Origin of the sequence: Pseudomonas sp. FH4, from assembly GCF_000510915.2 — a bacterium.
Taxonomy (GTDB): domain Bacteria; phylum Pseudomonadota; class Gammaproteobacteria; order Pseudomonadales; family Pseudomonadaceae; genus Aquipseudomonas; species Aquipseudomonas brenneri.
Map to the genome: position 1 here is coordinate 114,241 of NZ_AOHN01000020.1, position 16,808 is coordinate 131,048.

15 protein-coding genes are annotated in these 16,808 nt (G+C 60.1%); 8 read left to right on the forward strand and 7 right to left on the reverse strand.

All coding sequences use genetic code 11. The features are described from left to right. The first annotated feature begins 45 nt into the window (after window positions 1-45). A complete protein-coding gene (locus H097_RS15700; RefSeq protein WP_032861113.1) occupies window positions 46-837 on the forward strand; it encodes a MipA/OmpV family protein in 792 nt (263 codons plus the stop codon). A 415-nt stretch (window positions 838-1,252) separates the two neighbouring features. On the opposite strand, the gene H097_RS15705 is transcribed toward H097_RS15700, so the two are convergent. The 3 genes from H097_RS15705 to miaE all read right to left on the reverse strand — a co-directional run bounded on the left by H097_RS15705 (window position 1,253) and on the right by miaE (window position 4,008). Then, a complete protein-coding gene (locus H097_RS15705) occupies window positions 1,253-2,533 on the reverse strand; it encodes an ATP-binding protein (RefSeq protein WP_032860869.1) in 1,281 nt (426 codons plus the stop codon). A gap of 4 nt (window positions 2,534-2,537) precedes the next feature. After that, window positions 2,538-3,245 (reverse strand): response regulator, encoded by a 708-nt coding sequence (locus H097_RS15710; RefSeq protein ID WP_032860870.1) that lies wholly within the window; start codon window positions 3,243-3,245, stop codon window positions 2,538-2,540. 160 nt (window positions 3,246-3,405) lie between these two features. Then, window positions 3,406-4,008 (reverse strand): tRNA isopentenyl-2-thiomethyl-A-37 hydroxylase MiaE, encoded by a 603-nt coding sequence (gene miaE / locus H097_RS15715; RefSeq protein WP_032860871.1) that lies wholly within the window; start codon window positions 4,006-4,008, stop codon window positions 3,406-3,408. Window positions 4,009-4,165: 157 nt separating this feature from the next. Here miaE and H097_RS15720 point away from each other — a divergent pair, with 157 nt between their 5' ends. Next, window positions 4,166-5,029, forward strand: a complete 864-nt coding sequence (locus H097_RS15720) for a universal stress protein (protein ID WP_032860872.1) — start codon at window positions 4,166-4,168, stop codon at window positions 5,027-5,029. 52 nt (window positions 5,030-5,081) lie between these two features. Here the strand turns inward: H097_RS15720 and H097_RS15725 are convergent, their stop codons facing one another. After that, entirely contained in the window at window positions 5,082-5,552 is a 471-nt protein-coding gene (locus H097_RS15725) for a DUF1289 domain-containing protein (RefSeq protein ID WP_029294834.1), read from the reverse strand. 393 nt (window positions 5,553-5,945) lie between these two features. Between H097_RS15725 and acnB the strand changes: the two genes are divergently transcribed. Then, window positions 5,946-8,555, forward strand: coding sequence for a bifunctional aconitate hydratase 2/2-methylisocitrate dehydratase (gene acnB / locus H097_RS15730; protein WP_032860873.1), 2,610 nt, complete (start codon window positions 5,946-5,948; stop codon window positions 8,553-8,555). A gap of 261 nt (window positions 8,556-8,816) precedes the next feature. Here acnB and H097_RS15735 read toward each other — a convergent pair whose 3' ends face one another. Then, a complete protein-coding gene (locus tag H097_RS15735; protein WP_032860874.1) occupies window positions 8,817-10,094 on the reverse strand; it encodes an HAAAP family serine/threonine permease in 1,278 nt (425 codons plus the stop codon). A gap of 572 nt (window positions 10,095-10,666) precedes the next feature. On the opposite strand from H097_RS15735, the gene H097_RS15745 reads away from it, so the two are divergent. The 3 genes from H097_RS15745 to H097_RS15755 all read left to right on the forward strand — a co-directional run bounded on the left by H097_RS15745 (window position 10,667) and on the right by H097_RS15755 (window position 13,606). Continuing rightward, complete coding sequence (locus H097_RS15745; protein WP_032860877.1) at window positions 10,667-11,620, forward strand: 2-hydroxyacid dehydrogenase; 954 nt, start codon at window positions 10,667-10,669, stop codon at window positions 11,618-11,620. A gap of 129 nt (window positions 11,621-11,749) precedes the next feature. After that, window positions 11,750-12,817 (forward strand): phosphotransferase family protein, encoded by a 1,068-nt coding sequence (locus H097_RS15750; protein ID WP_032860878.1) that lies wholly within the window; start codon window positions 11,750-11,752, stop codon window positions 12,815-12,817. 21 nt (window positions 12,818-12,838) lie between these two features. Beyond that, entirely contained in the window at window positions 12,839-13,606 is a 768-nt protein-coding gene (locus H097_RS15755; protein ID WP_032860879.1) for an SDR family oxidoreductase, read from the forward strand. 13 nt (window positions 13,607-13,619) lie between these two features. Here the strand turns inward: H097_RS15755 and H097_RS15760 are convergent, their stop codons facing one another. After that, window positions 13,620-14,060, reverse strand: coding sequence for a carboxymuconolactone decarboxylase family protein (locus H097_RS15760; protein WP_032860881.1), 441 nt, complete (start codon window positions 14,058-14,060; stop codon window positions 13,620-13,622). 161 nt (window positions 14,061-14,221) lie between these two features. Here H097_RS15760 and H097_RS15765 point away from each other — a divergent pair, with 161 nt between their 5' ends. Together H097_RS15765 and H097_RS15770 are read left to right on the forward strand one after the other, a co-directional pair. Then, window positions 14,222-15,655, forward strand: coding sequence for a PLP-dependent aminotransferase family protein (locus H097_RS15765; protein WP_032860882.1), 1,434 nt, complete (start codon window positions 14,222-14,224; stop codon window positions 15,653-15,655). Between the two features lie 83 nt (window positions 15,656-15,738). Continuing rightward, window positions 15,739-16,146, forward strand: a complete 408-nt coding sequence (locus H097_RS15770) for a cupin domain-containing protein (protein WP_032860883.1) — start codon at window positions 15,739-15,741, stop codon at window positions 16,144-16,146. On the opposite strand, the gene H097_RS15775 is transcribed toward H097_RS15770, so the two are convergent. Next, complete coding sequence (locus H097_RS15775; RefSeq protein WP_032860884.1) at window positions 16,143-16,778, reverse strand: DNA-3-methyladenine glycosylase I; 636 nt, start codon at window positions 16,776-16,778, stop codon at window positions 16,143-16,145. The genes H097_RS15770 and H097_RS15775 overlap by 4 nt on opposite strands. Window positions 16,779-16,808 lie beyond the last annotated feature (30 nt).

Consider the following 16,808-nt stretch of genomic DNA (forward strand, 5'->3'; position numbering starts at 1 on the left):
CCACTGCCTAGCATTTGAGCCTTCGATAGAACGATGAAGGCCATCATGCGTACAAAAACGATCTACCTGTCTGCCACGTCACTGTGGCTGGTTACCTGGGCCCAACTGTCCACCGCGGCTGACTGGGAGTACAGCCTTCAGGCCGGCGTAGCCAGCATGCCACGCTATAGCGGCAGCGATGAGCGGACGACCTTGCCAGTGCTGGGCGGGCAAATCGTCAGCCCGTGGGGGATTTTCCTCGACACCCATACGGGGCTGGGTTGGGGCTATGAGGATGACAACGCCAGCTTCAGCGCCTACGTCGGGGCCAGTGCGTCGCGCAAGGACAAGAAGAAAAGCGGCCACCTCGGCTCCGATCGACTCAAGGGCATGGGCGATATCAAGTCGCGGCCGCAGATCGGCGTCAGCGCCAGCTACACCTTGGGCTCGGCGATCCTGGGCGCGACCCTGGAACATGCCTTGGAGGAAGACGACAAGAAAGACAGCGGCAAGGCGTTCACCTCGTTAGAACTGAGCATCGGCACCAACCTGTATGACGGTGACTACGGCACCGTGGACGCCAGCCTCAACAGCCGTTTTGGCGATAGCAACTATGTGCAGACCTGGTATGGCGTGACCCCAGGCCAGGCCCAGCGCAGCCGCTTTCGCGCGTATGACGCCAAGGGCGGGATGGTCAGCCGCGGCTTGAATGTGAGCTGGACCCTGCCCATCAGCGACCAGACCACCTTCTCCACCCAGCTGGATATGCAGTATTTGTCCGGTGATGCGGGTAAAAGCCCGATTGTCGAGCGCAGGATGCAGACGTCGGTGATGGGCGTGCTGAACTACACCTTCTGATCCGATAACCGCTTCAACTGTAGGAGCTGGCTTGCCAGCGATAGCGGTCTGTCAGTGATAGATGTACTGATTGATCCACCGCAATCGCAGCCTCGCCGGGGCTCGACAGCTCCCACCTTTGATCTTCACTCAGCCCAAAATCCCGGCTCCACCGCCAATCCCCTGTGGGAGCTGTCGAGCTTCAGCGAGGCTGCGATGGCGGCGGCACAGGCAGCGAAGATGTCGCCTGATCCACCGCTATCGCAGCCTCGCTAAAGCTCGACAGCGCCTATCAAAAATAAAATAAGCTGCTGATTTTAAAGGGTTAAAAATTACCTCTAAAAGCTGAAATTTAGTAGGTGCCTCCAGTTTGCTGCGCGACAGCGCTACGTCGAAGAGGTAGTGGGGACTCCCACATATTTTGAACTTCACAGGATCAGTCGGCATAAGCCCAGGTCATGCGGAACGACGCCCCGCCCCACTGCGAATCCAGGACCTGTACCTGCCCGCCGTGCCACTGGCTCACCCTCTGCACCAATGCCAACCCCAGGCCGAAACCACCGGTGCGACGGTCACGGCTGGCGTCCAGGCGCATAAAGGGCTGGAAGATTTTCTCCCGACCGTCCTCGGGAACGCCGGGGCCATCGTCGCAGACGCGGACCTCATACCCACCGCCAAACCTGACCAGCGACACCTCCACCCGATGCTCGGCGTATCGAATGGCGTTGCGCAGCAGGTTGATCACCGCGCGCGCCATAAATCGCGGCTCGATCTGGATGAAATCGACTTCACAGGTGCGCAGTGACAACTGCACGCCTTCGGCCTCCGCTTCCAGGGCCACGCTGCCGATCACACTGTCGAGCCAGCTGTGGGCTTCGATATTCTCCCGGGTGACCTGCGTTGCACCACGCTCCAGGCTGGCGTAGGTCAACAGTTCGGAAACCATCTCCTCCAGCTCGCCGAGGTCGGCGTACATGTCGCCAATCAGCGCGCGACTCTGGCGCGGATCCGCTTCCTGCTTGAGCTGATCGAGCTCGAACGACAGGCGCGCAATCGGTGTGCGCAACTCATGGGACACCGCATTGGTCAGTTCGCGCTGGTTGGCGATCAGGTGCTCGATGCGCTCGGCCATCTGGTTGAAGTGCCCGGCCAACTCACGCACGGTGGAGCGGCGCGGCAACAGGATGCGCGAGCCCAGGTCATTGTCACCAAAGCGCTGGGCCGCCAGGCGGATGTGCTCCAGGTCACGCCAGTGCGGCCGCACCCAGAAATACAGGACGATGGCCAGGCACAAGCCCAATAAGCTGTAGGCCCACAGGTACAGCCAGCGCGGTTCCACCGGCAGCTTGACCTCAAGCAACTGCACGCCGCCGTCGATTTCAGTAATGAATGCCATGAAATCGCCGCGCACCACCAACTTGCCGTCTGCCAGTAATTGTTGTTCGCGGGGGTTGAGCCCGGCGGCGTCGCGGTCAATAAACCCCAGGCGCAAGCCATAGTGCTTTTGCAGCTCGGCCAGGCGCGCCACGCGGGCCTCGCCAGCCGGCAACGGGCGCAACTGCTCCACCAGGCCGTAGGCCGGACCGCGCAAGGCTTCACGGTTGTAGGTTTCGTTGGCTTCGGGCAGCAATTCGTCGAAGGTGTAGTTCACCAGCCAGATCGCCCCTGCCAACCCCAGGGCCAGGATGATGTAAAGACGCAGGAACAGGCGCAGCATCTGGCTAGACCTCCCAGGCAAACGGATTGAACAGGTAGCCCTTGCCCCAGATGGTCTTGATGCACACGGGCTCGCGGGGGTTGTCGTTGAGTTTGCTGCGCAGCTTGCTGATATACACATCGACACTACGGTTGAGCCCATCGAAGGCGATCCCGCGCATGCGATTGAGGATATCGTCACGCGAGAGGATCTTCCCCGCGCTGCTGGCCAGCAACCACAACAACTCGAACTCCATGGTGGTCAGGTCGATCTTCTCGTCACCCAGGCTCACCCCCCGGCAGCTGCGATCAATCGCCAACTGGCCGAACGCCAGCGAACCACGCACGGTCGGCTCGGGCGCCTGGCGCCGTTGCAGGGCCCGCAGGCGCGCCAGCAACACCGGGGGCTTGATGGGTTTGATGACATAGTCATCGGCGCCGGACTCCAGGCCGAGGATGTGGTCCAGGTCATCTTCCTTGGCGGTGAGGATCACGATGGGCGTGTCGGACACATTACGAATTTCGCGACACACATGCAGGCCGCTCTGGCCTGGCAGCATCAGGTCAAGGACGACGATCTTGGGCTTGAATGCGAGAAAGGCCGCCAAGGCCTGATCCCCGCGATACACGGTCGACACCTCGAAACCGTGCTGGGACAGGAAGTGCGCAATCAGGCCTGCAAGCTTCTGATCATCCTCAACGAGCAATACCCTGCCAAGACCCAAGTTTTCCATAAGCTTCCACTGTACGAGCACTGATTGAAGTGCGCGCATTATAGGGGCCAACACCGGTCGACACGCGCACCCAACCCCTTTGCCGAGGGGCTTTGGCGCAAACTTCATGTTTTTAAGAGTTTTTAACAAATAGCCCGCAGTCTTTTACGGGGGTTTAGCCTCAGGCTGGCACGCCGCTGTGGAAACGGAACTCGACGTCCGGCGATTCGATCAACGCCTGCTCGGCGGCACGCACCCGTTCGATCACTTGGGCAACGTCCTTGGCCTCACCATACTGATAGGCCAACTTCAGGTAACCCTGGAAATGCCGCGCCTCGCTTTTCAGCAGGCCGAAATAAAACTTGCCGAGCTCTTCGTCCAGATGTGGCACCAGTGCTTCGAAACGCTCGCAACTACGGGCTTCGATAAAGGCGCCCACCACCAGGGTATCCACCAACTTGACCGGTTCGTGGCTGCGTACCACCTTGCGCAAGCCCGAGGCATACCGGCTGGCATGCAGCTGGCGCAGCTCGATCTTGCGCTTTTTCATCAGGCGCATGACCTGCTCATGGTGCACCAGCTCTTCGCGGGCCAGGCGCGACATCATGTTGATCAGGTCGACATGGGAGTGGTACTTGGCAATCAGGCTCAAGGCGGTGCTGGCGGCCTTGAACTCGCAGTTCTTGTGGTCGATCAGCATCGTTTCCTGGTCGGCCAGTGCCGCCTGGACCCAGGCGTCGGGGGTGCGGCAACCGAGGAAGTCGTGGATTTCTGGCAGGTTCATCGGGCTCACGGGCAAAGGATCACAAAAGGCCGCCGATTATACCGACCCCGCCGCAGACCACCAGTCACGGGCCTTGATGTGCATCAACATGACGTACGGCGGGCAACAACTATAGTTGTTCCAAGCCTTGCCCTTCCCACCCCTGGAGATCCCGCTCATGAACGAAATTGGCAAAATCCTGGTGATCATCGAGCCCGAACATTCAGAAAGCCTGGCCCTCAAGCGCGCCAAGCTGATTGCCGGGGTGACCGACGCCCACCTGCATTTGCTGGTGTGCGACAGAAAACATGAGCATTCGGCATTGCTGAGCTTGCTCAAGGAACAACTGCTAGCAGACGGCTACAGCGTCAGCACCGAACAGGCCTGGAGCAACAACCGACACGAAACCATCATCGACGTTCAACAGGCCGAAGGGTGCGCATTGGTGATCAAGCAGCACTACCCCGACAGCCCGTTGAAAAAGGCCCTGCTGACGCCGGATGACTGGAAACTCTTGCGTTTGTGCCCAGCGGCAGTGCTGTTGGTCAAGACCGCGACCCCATGGACCGACGGTGTGATCCTGGCGGCCATCGACGTGGGCAACCTCGATAACGAGCATAAAACCCTGCATGCCGCCATTGTCGATCATGGTTTTGACATCGCCAGCCTGGCCAAGGGTCAGTTGCATGTGATCAGCGCCCATCCGTCGCCCATGTTGTCGGCCGCGGATCCGGTGTTCCAGCTCAAGGAAACCATCGAAGCCCGCTATCGCGAGCAGTGCAAGGCATTCCAGGCCGAATTCGACATTGATGACAGCCGCCTGCATATCGAAGAAGGCCCGGCCGATGTGCTGATTCCCCATGCTGCCCATAAATTGCGCGCGGCGGTCACGATCATTGGCACCGTGGCGCGCACCGGGATTTCCGGGGCATTGATTGGCAATACGGCGGAAGTGGTGCTGGATGCGCTGGAGAGTGATGTGCTGGTACTCAAGCCCCAGAGCATCATCGATCACCTGGAAGAACTGGCCAGCCAGGAATAACAAAGATCAAAAATGTGGGAGTGGGCCTGCTCCCACATTTTGATCGGTGTCTTCAGCCAGAAAGTGCATCCTTGAGGAACCCAGGCGCGATGTAACGCTGGTAATGCGCCTCGGACAGGATAAAAAACTCCCGATCAATGGCATCGCGCAGTTCCGGCAGGTTCCAGTCGCGAAACTCCGGCATCAGCACCATCCCATAGGCTTCCAGATTGTTGATCACCCGCGCACCCCGGGCGATCAACTGGTAGGCCCAGCAGTATTCGGACTGGTGCGGCACAAAGCGGATTTTGCGCTGTTCCAGCTGCCAACGCAGCTGTTTGGGATCGAAAACCTCCAGTTTGCCCGCCATGACCTGCACCAGCAGTTGCTCAAGCCGCAGCCATACGGCACGTTTTTCTTCCTCGCCATAGCCGTTCCACTGGATCACTTCGTGGTGGAAACGCTTGCAGCCCCGGCATACAAGATCGCCGTAAACCGTGGAGCACAGGCCGATGCAGGGGGTCTTGATGGTTTGGTTGGACATGGGTGGCAACGCACGAATCAGAAACAGTGGCCCATGTTAGCCCTTTGTCTAAGGTTCATCACCCTGCAAACTTGCTGTGGCAACTTACCTTTAGAAATTTTTTGCCGTAGAATCATCCGGCCTTGTAAGGCGCCAAATAATCCGTTGGAAGCTGTTTTCAAAGCGTCACGAGCACAGTCGTTCCTTCAGAACGGTGTTGGCGCTGGTTATTTACCCTTTAAATAACCAGCGCCAACCCTCATCAGCTCCGTTCTGCAGGCGTAAAACTTTGAAAGCAGCTTCTGTGAGAAATGCCGGCAGCGCTGGCTCTACGGCCCAAAAAGCCCCCGAGCGCATGCGTGCCGTGCATGTCTGGATGAGCGTCCCGTGGGACCACTGATGAGGGTAATAACTGTGCTTGAAGCCTACCGCAAACATATCGAAGAGCGTGCAGCCCTGGGTATCGTTCCCCAGCCGCTAAACGCCGAACAAACCGCAGGCCTGGTCGAGCTGCTAAAAAATCCCCCGGCTGGCGAAGAAGAGTTCCTCGTTGACCTGATCACCAACCGCATTCCACCAGGCGTTGACGAAGCTGCCTACGTCAAGGCCGGTTTCCTGTCTGCCCTGGCCAAGGGCGAAGTCTCTTCTCCCCTGATCGACAAAAAACGCGCTGTTGAACTGCTCGGCACCATGCAAGGCGGCTACAACATCGTGACCCTGGTCGAGCTGTTGGACGACGCCGAACTGGCCTCCGTTGCAGCTGCCCAGCTCAAGCACACCCTGCTGATGTTCGATGCTTTCCACGACGTCGCGGAAAAAGCCAAGAATGGCAACCAGCACGCCAAGGAAGTGATCCAGTCCTGGGCCGACGGCGAGTGGTTCAAGAACCGCCCGACCCTGGCCGACAAGATCAGCCTGCGCGTGTTCAAGGTCACCGGCGAAACCAACACCGACGACCTGTCCCCTGCTCCCGATGCCTGGTCCCGTCCTGACATCCCGCTGCACGCCCTGGCCATGCTGAAAATGGCCCGTGAAGGCATCGTGCCGGACGAGCAAGGCAAGACCGGCCCGATGAAGCAGATCGAAGAAATGCGCGGCCAGGGCTTCCCGATCGCCTACGTCGGTGACGTGGTCGGTACCGGTTCGTCCCGTAAGTCGGCGACCAACTCGGTACTGTGGTTCTTCGGCGACGACGTTCCTTACGTGCCGAACAAGCGCGCTGGCGGCTTCTGCTTCGGCAGCAAGATCGCTCCAATCTTCTACAACACCATGGAAGATGCTGGCGCACTGCCAATCGAATTCGACGTCACCAACATGCACATGGGCGACGTGATCGACCTGTACCCGCATGCTGGCAAAGTCTGCAAGCACGGCACCGATGAAGTCCTGACCACCTTCGAAATGAAGACCCCGGTCCTGTTGGACGAAGTCCGTGCCGGCGGTCGTATCCCGCTGATCATCGGCCGTGGCCTGACCGAGAAGGCGCGCACCGAACTGGGCCTGGGCCCTACCGACCTGTTCAAGCTGCCTGAAGCACCTGTCGACACTGGCAAGGGTTTCACCCTGGCGCAGAAAATGGTCGGCAAGGCCTGCGGCCTGCCAGAAGGCAAAGGCGTTCGCCCAGGTACCTACTGCGAACCGAAGATGACCACCGTCGGCTCCCAGGACACCACAGGTCCCATGACCCGTGACGAACTGAAAGACCTGGCGTGCCTGGGCTTCTCGACCGATCTGGTGATGCAGTCCTTCTGCCACACCGCGGCTTACCCTAAGCCGATCGACGTGACCACCCACCACACCCTGCCTGACTTCATCATGACCCGTGGCGGTGTATCGCTGCGTCCAGGCGACGGCATCATCCACAGCTGGCTGAACCGCATGCTGCTGCCGGACACCGTGGGTACCGGTGGTGACTCCCACACCCGTTTCCCGATGGGCATCTCGTTCCCGGCCGGTTCTGGCCTGGTCGCGTTCGCCGCAGCCACTGGCGTGATGCCACTGGACATGCCGGAATCGATTCTGGTGCGCTTCAAAGGCAAAATGAAACCTGGCATCACCCTGCGTGACCTGGTTCATGCCATTCCTTACTACGCGATCCAGTCCGGCCTGCTGACCGTTGAGAAGAAAGGCAAGAAAAACGCCTTCTCCGGCCGCATCCTGGAAATCGAAGGCCTGAACGACCTGACGCTGGAACAGGCTTTCGAACTGTCCGACGCCTCGGCCGAACGTTCGGCTGCCGGTTGCACCATCAAGCTGTCGAAAGACTCCGTGACCGAGTACCTGAACTCCAACATCACCCTGCTGCGCTGGATGATCGGTGAAGGCTACGGCGATGCGCGTACCCTGGAACGTCGTGCCCAAGCGATGGAAGCCTGGGTTGCCAACCCAGAACTGATGGAAGCCGATGCCGACGCCGAATACGCCGAAGTCATCGAGATCGACCTGGCACACATCAACGAGCCAATCCTCTGCGCACCAAACGACCCGGACGATGCCCGTCTGCTGTCCAGCGTGGCTGGCGAGAAGATCGACGAAGTGTTCATCGGTTCGTGCATGACCAACATCGGTCACTTCCGCGCTGCCGGCAAGTTGCTGGAACAGGTCAAGGGTCAGCTGCCAACCCGTCTGTGGCTGTCGCCGCCGACCAAGATGGACGCTCACCAACTGACCGAAGAAGGCTACTACGGCATCTACGGCAAGGCTGGCGCGCGCATGGAAATGCCGGGCTGCTCGCTGTGCATGGGTAACCAGGCACGTGTTGAGCCGAATTCGACCGTAGTGTCGACGTCGACCCGTAACTTCCCGAACCGTCTGGGTGATGGCGCCAACGTCTACCTGGCCTCGGCCGAGCTGGCGGCAGTCGCCTCCACGCTGGGTCGCCTGCCGACCGTCGAAGAGTACATGGGCTACGCGGCCAAACTGGACACCATGGCCAGTGACGTCTACCGCTACCTGAACTTCGACCAGATCGCAGAGTTCCGCAAAATCGCTGCAAGCGCCAACATTCCGGTGGTTCAAGCCTAAGGTCTGTTGATGTAAAAACGCCGCGTATCGCAAGGTACGCGGCGTTTTTTTATGCCTGGAGAAATGTGGGGCCTGTTGTGGCCTCATCGCGGGCAAGCCCGATCCCACAGGGGATCTCGGCGAGGTAGGGAGTTTTGGACACACCACAAAACAAATGTGGGAGCTGGCTTGCCTGCGATAGCGGTGGGTCAGTCGACATCTTAATTGACTGACCCACCGCTATCGCGAGCAATCCCGCTTAGCGCTGTACAGCCTTGAGGCTTAGGCCAACAGGGAGTACACCACCGCGGTGATCGCCACCAAGCCTACCGCCGTGACAAAGATATTGGACGCCTGCCCACGGTACTTGGCCATGGCTGGCACCTTGCGAATCGCATACATCGGCATCAGGAACAGGATCGAAGCGATGATCGGCCCACCCAGTGCCTCGATCATTCCCAGGATGCTCGGGTTCAGCGTGGCGACGATCCAGCACACCACCAGCATGAAGCCTGCGGTCATGCGGTCCAGGGCCTTGGCACCCGGGCGGCGGCCACTCTTGACGATCAGGCCCTTGAGGCCTTCGCTGGCGCCGATGTAGTGGCCCAGGAACGACTTGGCAATTGCGACGAACGCAATCAATGGCGCAGCAAAGGCGATGGTCGGGTTATCGAAGTGGTTGGCCAGGTAAGACAGGATCGACAGGTTCTGCGCCTTGGCCTCGGCCAGTTGGCCTGGCGACAACGTCAGTACGCAGCTGAATACGAAGAACATCACCATCGCCACCATCAACAGGTGGGCACGGGACAGAATCTGCGAGCTACGCTCCTCGGCGTGGGCGCCGTACTGGCGTTTCTGGTCAACGGCGAAGGCCGAGATGATCGGCGAGTGGTTGAACGAGAACACCATCACCGGAATCGCCAGCCACAGCGTATGCAGCAGCGCCGACGGCGCCGGCACGGTGCTGGCAGTGCTCAGGATCCCGCCATTCCAGTGCGGGACCAGATACACCGCCAGGAACAGCAAGGCGACAATAAACGGATACACCATCAGGCTCATGGCCTTGACGATCACCTGTTCGCCGCAACGCACCACGGCCAGCAGGCCAAGGATCAGCACAAACGACAGCAGCGCCCGAGGTGGCGGTTCAATGTGCAATTGGTGCGACATGAAGCTGCCCACCGTATTGGTCAGCGCCACACTGTAGATCAGCAGAATCGGGAAAATCGCGAAGAAGTACAGCAAGGTGATCAATGCACCGGCCTTGATGCCGAAGTGCTCCTCAACCACCTCGGTGATGTCCGAGCCCGCACGGCCCGACAAGACAAAACGCGTCAGGCCACGGTGTGCGTAGTAGGTCATCGGGAACGCCAGCAGCGCCAGGATCAGCAACGGCCAGAAGCCGCCCAGGCCAGCATTGATGGGCAGAAACAAAGTACCGGCGCCAATCGCCGTGCCGAACAGGCCAAGCATCCAGGTCGTGTCCTGGCGGCTCCAGCCCGTGAGGGTTACAGGTGTCGTTGCGTAGCGTTCATCGACGCTATTGGCCTGATCATTCATCCGCTCGGATCTCCGCTTTCATACGATCGCGACGAGTCAGAAAAACCTGACAGGCAGCGCCACGACCGTAACAGGGGCGCGATTGTCCGGGATTCGCCTGAATAAGCAAAGACTTAGCTGAGGAATGGTTGTGCGGAGCAGATAAATCCGATTGACGACAATATGTGTGAGTCAGGAACGCTTTTTACGATGCAGCCCACTCAGTTGAAGCTCTACCCCTGACTGGAGACTCATTATGACAACCTCATTATCGAGCATAGACAACGCCGGCCACATCATCGATAGCGTGTCATCCCACATTGCAGACCAAATGGCTGCGCAAGGCAAACCCAAACAACAACAGACTAATACCTTCACGTTCGGCGGTGTGGAATACACCGCCCCGCCCAAGCCTCGCAATACCTTGATACCCACGCCTCGAATTGGCTAAACCTCGCCACACCCTGTGGGCACCGAATCTATTACGCAATAGATTCGTTGCCCTATCACTACGGGTGCAGGCGCTCACGCCGCCATCACATAAAATATCGCATACTCTCTCTTCCATCCGCCCCCTCAGGAAGAGCCGCCCCATGCCCGCAACCGTTCTGGTCCTGGTTGAAACCATCAATGATTACCTGCCGATCATCGAGAGCAACGGCTTTCACGTGATCCTCGCCCCCACACCTGCTGAGCGCAGCCAGGCAATCAAGACCCATGGCGGACAGATCCAGGCCGTATTGACCCGTGGTCCGCTGGGCTTGTATGCCGAGGAAATCGCTGCCCTGCCCTTGTTGGAGATCATCTGTGTGATCGGTGCCGGCTATGAGCATGTCGACCTGCAAGCCGCCAGCAATCGGGGAATAGTGGTGACCAACGGCGCGGGCGTGAATGCGCCGTCGGTGGCAGACCACGCCATGGCACTGCTGCTGTCGATGGTGCGAGACATTCCCCGGGCAGACGCTGCCGTAAGGCGCAGCGAATGGCCCAAGGTCATGCGCCCGTCCCTGGCCGGCAAGCACCTGGGCATCTTGGGCCTTGGCGCGGTGGGCCTGGCGATCGCCAAGCGCGCAGCCCTGGGGTTTGACATGCAGATCAGCTATCACAGCCGCCAGCCCCGTAGCGATGTGGACTACACCTACTGCGCCACGCCGGTTGAACTGGCCCGTACCGCGGACTTCCTGGTCATCGCCACCCCCGGCGGCCCCGGCACCCGCCACCTGATCGACCGCCAAGCCCTGGACGCCCTTGGCCCCCATGGCTTTTTGGTGAACATCGCCCGTGGCAGCGTGATTGCCACCGCCGACCTGATCAGCGCCCTCGAACAACGGCGCATTGGCGGTGCGGCGCTGGATGTGTTCGACGATGAGCCCAGCGTACCCGACGCCCTCAAGCGCCTCTGCAACACCGTCCTCACCCCGCACGTAGCCGGTCTGTCGCCGGAAGCGGCCCATGACACCGTGCAACGGGTGGCGGACAACCTGCTGGAGTACTTCGCCGGGCGCCCGGTCCTCACGCCGGTGGCCTTGCCTGCGCCCGAAAAGTGACCGATCAGGCACGCTGATTATCATCCAACACGCTAACCTATTAAGCCGTGCCAGCCTTGTGGCGGGTCGGCTGTGCGCATTAGATTAGCCAATAGTCCAAGGCCTCAAGAATAAGCAGAAGGGATAAGCATGGCGCTCAATGACCAATCCACCCAGATCCGCCCCGGCGAAGAACTGGATGCCAGCCTCATCGACCCGTACCTCAAGGCCCATATCCCTGGCTTGAGTGGTAGCGCCAAAATCAGCCAGTTTCCTGGCGGCGCCTCCAACCTGACCTACCTGCTGGAGTACCCCGACCAGGAATTCGTCCTGCGGCGCCCGCCCTTTGGCCACAAGGCCAAGTCCGCCCATGACATGGGCCGTGAGTTTCGCATCCTCAATCAGCTCAAGGATGGTTTCCCCTACTGCCCCAAGGCCTACGTGCACTGCACCGACGAATCGGTGATCGGCGCCGAGTTCTATGTGATGGAGCGGGTCAAGGGCATCATCCTGCGCTCGGACCTGCCGCCGGAGCTGGGCCTGGACGCGGCGCGCACCGAGGCCTTGTGCAAGAGCTTTATCGACAAGTTCGTCGAACTGCACCAGGTCGACTACAACGCCTGCGGCCTGGCAGACCTGGGCAAGCCCGAGGGTTACGTGCAGCGCCAGATCCGTGGCTGGAGCGAGCGCTATGAAAAAGCCCTGACCCCCGACGCGCCGAAATGGGAGGCCGTGCGTGCCTGGCTCAATGACAAGATGCCGGCCGATCATCCGACCTCCAGCATCGTGCACAACGACTATCGCTTCGACAACGTAATCCTAGACCCGCACAACCCGATGCAAATCATCGGTGTGCTGGATTGGGAACTGACCACCCTGGGCGATCCCCTGATGGACCTGGGCAACAGCCTCGCCTACTGGATCGAAGCCGCAGACCCTGCGCCCGTGCAACTGATGCGCCGCCAACCGAGCAACGCCCCCGGCATGCTCACCCGCCGCCAGTTTGTCGATTATTACGCCGAGCGCTCAGGCATCCAGATCGACAATTTCGACTTCTACTACACCTACGGCCTGTTCCGCCTGGCCGGCATCGTGCAGCAGATCTACTACCGCTTCTTCCATGGCCAGACCCAGGACAAACGTTTTGCGCAATTCATTCACATGAACAAATTACTGGAGCAGATGAGCCTGAATGTCATCGGCAAATCCGCCCTCTGATAGCCCTCACAAGGAACCACCATGTCCAAGACCAACCTGTTTGACCTCGACGGCAAGATCGCTTTTGTCTCCGGCGCCAGCCGTGGCATCGGTGAAGCCATTGCCAAACTGCTGGCCCAACAAGGCGCTCATGTGATTGTCTCAAGCCGCAAGATCGATGGCTGCCAGCACGTGGCCGACGCCATCGTCGCCGCCGGCGGCAAGGCCACGGCCATTGCCTGCCATATCGGCGAGATGGAGCAGATCACCGAGGTCTTCGCCGGCATCCGCCAGCAGTTCGGGCGCCTGGACATCCTGGTCAATAACGCCGCCACCAATCCGCAGTTCTGCAACGTGCTGGACACCGACTTGGGCGCGTTCCAGAAAACCGTTGACGTGAACATCCGTGGCTACTTCTTCATGTCGGTGGAAGCCGGCAAGCTGATGCGTGAAAACGGCGGCGGCAGCATCATCAACGTGGCCTCGATCAACGGTATTTCCCCAGGGCACTTCCAGGGCATCTACTCGGTGACCAAGGCCGCCGTGATCAACATGACCAAGGTCTTCGCCAAGGAGTGCGCGCCATTCGGCATCCGTTGCAACGCCCTGCTGCCGGGCCTGACCGACACCAAGTTCGCCTCGGCGCTGGTCAAGAACGAATCGATCCTCAACATGGCCCTGGCGCAGATCCCGCTCAAGCGTGTGGCCGATCCGAGCGAGATGGCCGGCGCCGTGTTGTACCTGGCCAGCGATGCATCGACCTACACCACCGGCGTATCGCTGAATGTGGACGGTGGTTTCCTCTCCTGACCCACATTTTTGATTAGGGGTTTGGCGGTTGCTTGCGAAAGCTCACCGCCAAGCGATTCCAGCCGCTGATGGCAGACACCGCCATGGTCAGGTCCACCAGCTCCTGCTCACTGAGCACCTCGCGCATCGACGCATACAGTTCATCCGGCACATTGGAGCTGGGCAGCAAGGCAATCGACTCACTCCAGGCCAGCGCGGCCTTTTCCCGCAGTGTAAAAAACGGTGAATCCTGCCACACGCACAGGGCAAACAACCTGCGCTCACTTTCCCCATGTTGACGCGCAGCCGTCGAGTGCATGTCCGTGCAAAACCCACAGCGATTGAGCTGTGACACACGGATCTTGATCAGTTCCAGCAACGGCTTTTCGATGGACAGATCAAAGATCGACGCCTCCAGCATCAGCATGCCCTTGAGCGCTTGAGGCGAGGCGGTGTAGTAATTGAGGCGTTCCATTGGGCAATCTCGGGTGGCGAATGCGGTGACCGTCCAGCCTAACGGCACCCTGCCACAAGCCCAATAGCCAATCTGCAGGTTTAGCGGGAGGCCATCTTGACGATACCGGCACGCAGCACTTGCGAGTAACCTTGGCAGGATCGACCGCTTCGGGATCAAACATGGAACTGCACGTTGTCATCAACGGCCGCAAGGATCTGGCCGAACAGCTTTACCAACAATTGCGCGAGGCCATTGAATCGGGGCGCCTGGCAGCCGGCGCGCAATTGCCCCCCAGCCGCTTGCTGGCCGAGCAACTGGGGGTGTCGCGCAAGACCGTGTCCGACACCTACACCACGCTGACCTACGAAGGTTTGCTGATCGGCAAGACCGGGCGCGGGACCTTCGTCAACGCCCACGCGCTGCGTGCCAAACAGCTGCAAAGTGCCACGGACCTGGCCTGTGCCGCCAACCTCGCCAAGTGGCAGGCACTGCCCTCCCCCATGCGCCATCCAACCCGCGATAGCACCCTGCGCTACGAATTCATCGGCGGGGCCACCACCCGCAGCCTGTTCCCCCAGGACGAGTGGCGACGCTGCACCCAGGACGCATTGCGCCGCGCCGCCCAGAACAGTGGCTTCTACAGCCAGCCCGAAGGCCTGCCCGCCTTGCGCAGTGCGATTGCCGGGCACGTTGCCTTTTCCCGAGGCGTGAACTGCCGGGACGACGACATTGTGGTGTGCAACGGCGCCCAACAGGCGCTGGACCTGATCGCCCGCGTGGTGCTGGAGCCGGGAACTATCGTCGCCATGGAAGACCCCGGCTACACCCCGGCGCGCCTACTGTTCGAAGCCATGGGCGCATCGGTTGCCTGCGTGCCGGTGGACGAGCAAGGAATTGAAGTGGCGTTGATTCCCGACGGCACGCGGCTGATCTACGTCACGCCATCGCACCAGTTCCCCCTCGGCATGCCAATGAGCCTGCCACGGCGTGAAGCCCTTCTGGCGCGAGCCCTGGAGCTGGGTGCCATTGTGATCGAGGACGACTATGACAGTGACTTTCGCTACGAAGGCCGCCCCACCCACTCCCTGCAAAGCATGGACCAGTGGGGCATGGTCGCCTATGTCGGGACCTTCTCCAAAAGCCTGCTGCCGGAACTGCGCCTGGGCTATGCCGTACTGCCGCCGGTGATCCACGGCGCCGTCCTCAAGGCCAAGCAACTGACAGACCAGCACACCTCGACACTGGCGCAATGGGCGCTGGCCAAGTTCATCAACGAAGGCTATTTGCTCAAGCACATCCGGCGCTGTCACACTGTGTACGCTTCTCGCCGCGAGCGCATCCTCAGCCGCCTGGCCGGCGACTTGTCACCCTGGTTCGACGTCGTGCCCAGCGTGGCAGGCTTCCATTTGGCGGCGCTGTGCAAGGTGCCCGTCAACATTGCGCTGCTGATCGAGCTGGCGCGCCAGGTCGAAGTCGGGCTGTATCCGCTGGATGTATTTTTTCATCAGGCACCGGTGCGCAGTGGCCTGATCATTGGTTTTGGCGCCATCGAGACTCTGGATATCGACCCTTCGCTGGACAAGGTCCGCACGATCTTGCAGCAGATTGGCTGAGGGTTTTTCCGGCAGATTGGCTATAGGTACGCCACGCTGCCGGGCGTAGGGTTAAGGGGTCTGGAATTACTGGAAACCTCACCATGAAAACCCTGCTCGGCACCACCCTTCTATTGGCTTCGTTAAACGTCTTCGCCCACGAACCGGTCTACAACCAGGAATCGATCAAGGTGCTGCAAGAGCACGCCCTGAGCAACGTGCCAGGCAAGAAAACCATCATGCTGACCGTGGACTATGCGCCGGGCCAGGCCACCGTCCCTCACAGCCACACCGGCACCGCCGTGGCCTACGTGCTCGAAGGTGAAATCACCTCGCGGGTCAACGATGAGAAAGCCATTACCTACAAGGTCGGGCAGTCGTTCTACGAACCGGCCGGCTCGCGCCACTTCGAATCCAGCAATGCCAGCCAGACCCAGCCGGCCAAGTTGCTGGTGGTGATGGTTCTGGATGATAAGGCTGAGGTACTGACGCCCCTGCCAGCGCAGAACTAAAGTTCAGGGCGCCTGAACTGGCGCCGCAGATCTTCGATCGGCTGCCGGCAGGCGCAGCCCTCCAAGTGGTCATTGACCATGCCCATCGCCTGCATGAACGCATACATCGTCGTCGGTCCCACGAATGTCCAGCCACGCTTTTTCAAGGCCTTGGACAAACGCACCGACGCCGGCGACGTCGGATTGCCCGTCCAATAAGCCAGGTCCACCAACGCCGGACGCTCCTCGGTGCCCGGCTCGAACGCCCATAGCCAGGCGGCCAGCGACCCGCTTTCATCCACCAGCTCACAGGCCCTGCGCGCGTTATTGATGGTCGAGACAATTTTCGCCCGATTGCGCACGATGCCAGGATCAGCCATCAAGCGCTCAACATCCCGCTCGGTGTACAGCGCCACGCGGCGAAAATCAAAGCCCTCGAACGCCCGGCGAAAGTGCTCGCGCTTACGCAGGATGGTGATCCACGCCATACCGGCCTGGAAGCCTTCCAGGCAGATCTTCTCGTACAACGCAATGTCATCGGCAACCGGCACGCCCCACTCGTGATCGTGATAATCAGGGTATTGGGCGGCGGCCGTGCGCCATGTACAACGGGTCAGTCCCGTTTCATCCGTCGTCAGTCCGGGCTTATCCATTTATCACCTCAACGGCCAAGCGACAGATGA

Coding starts and splice junctions, on each gene's coding strand:
- H097_RS15760 (WP_032860881.1), bottom strand. CDS start 14,060: ATGGAACGCCTCAATTACTACACCGCCTCGCCTCAAGCGCTCAAGGGC.
- H097_RS15775 (WP_032860884.1), bottom strand. CDS start 16,778: ATGGATAAGCCCGGACTGACGACGGATGAAACGGGACTGACCCGTTGT.
- H097_RS15725 (WP_029294834.1), bottom strand. CDS start 5,552: ATGTCCAACCAAACCATCAAGACCCCCTGCATCGGCCTGTGCTCCACG.
- H097_RS15770 (WP_032860883.1), top strand. CDS start 15,739: ATGAAAACCCTGCTCGGCACCACCCTTCTATTGGCTTCGTTAAACGTC.
- H097_RS15710 (WP_032860870.1), bottom strand. CDS start 3,245: ATGGAAAACTTGGGTCTTGGCAGGGTATTGCTCGTTGAGGATGATCAG.
- H097_RS15735 (WP_032860874.1), bottom strand. CDS start 10,094: ATGAATGATCAGGCCAATAGCGTCGATGAACGCTACGCAACGACACCT.
- H097_RS15750 (WP_032860878.1), top strand. CDS start 11,750: ATGGCGCTCAATGACCAATCCACCCAGATCCGCCCCGGCGAAGAACTG.
- H097_RS15720 (WP_032860872.1), top strand. CDS start 4,166: ATGAACGAAATTGGCAAAATCCTGGTGATCATCGAGCCCGAACATTCA.
- H097_RS15700 (WP_032861113.1), top strand. CDS start 46: ATGCGTACAAAAACGATCTACCTGTCTGCCACGTCACTGTGGCTGGTT.
- H097_RS15765 (WP_032860882.1), top strand. CDS start 14,222: ATGGAACTGCACGTTGTCATCAACGGCCGCAAGGATCTGGCCGAACAG.
- H097_RS15755 (WP_032860879.1), top strand. CDS start 12,839: ATGTCCAAGACCAACCTGTTTGACCTCGACGGCAAGATCGCTTTTGTC.
- H097_RS15745 (WP_032860877.1), top strand. CDS start 10,667: ATGCCCGCAACCGTTCTGGTCCTGGTTGAAACCATCAATGATTACCTG.
- miaE (WP_032860871.1), bottom strand. CDS start 4,008: ATGAACCTGCCAGAAATCCACGACTTCCTCGGTTGCCGCACCCCCGAC.
- H097_RS15705 (WP_032860869.1), bottom strand. CDS start 2,533: ATGCTGCGCCTGTTCCTGCGTCTTTACATCATCCTGGCCCTGGGGTTG.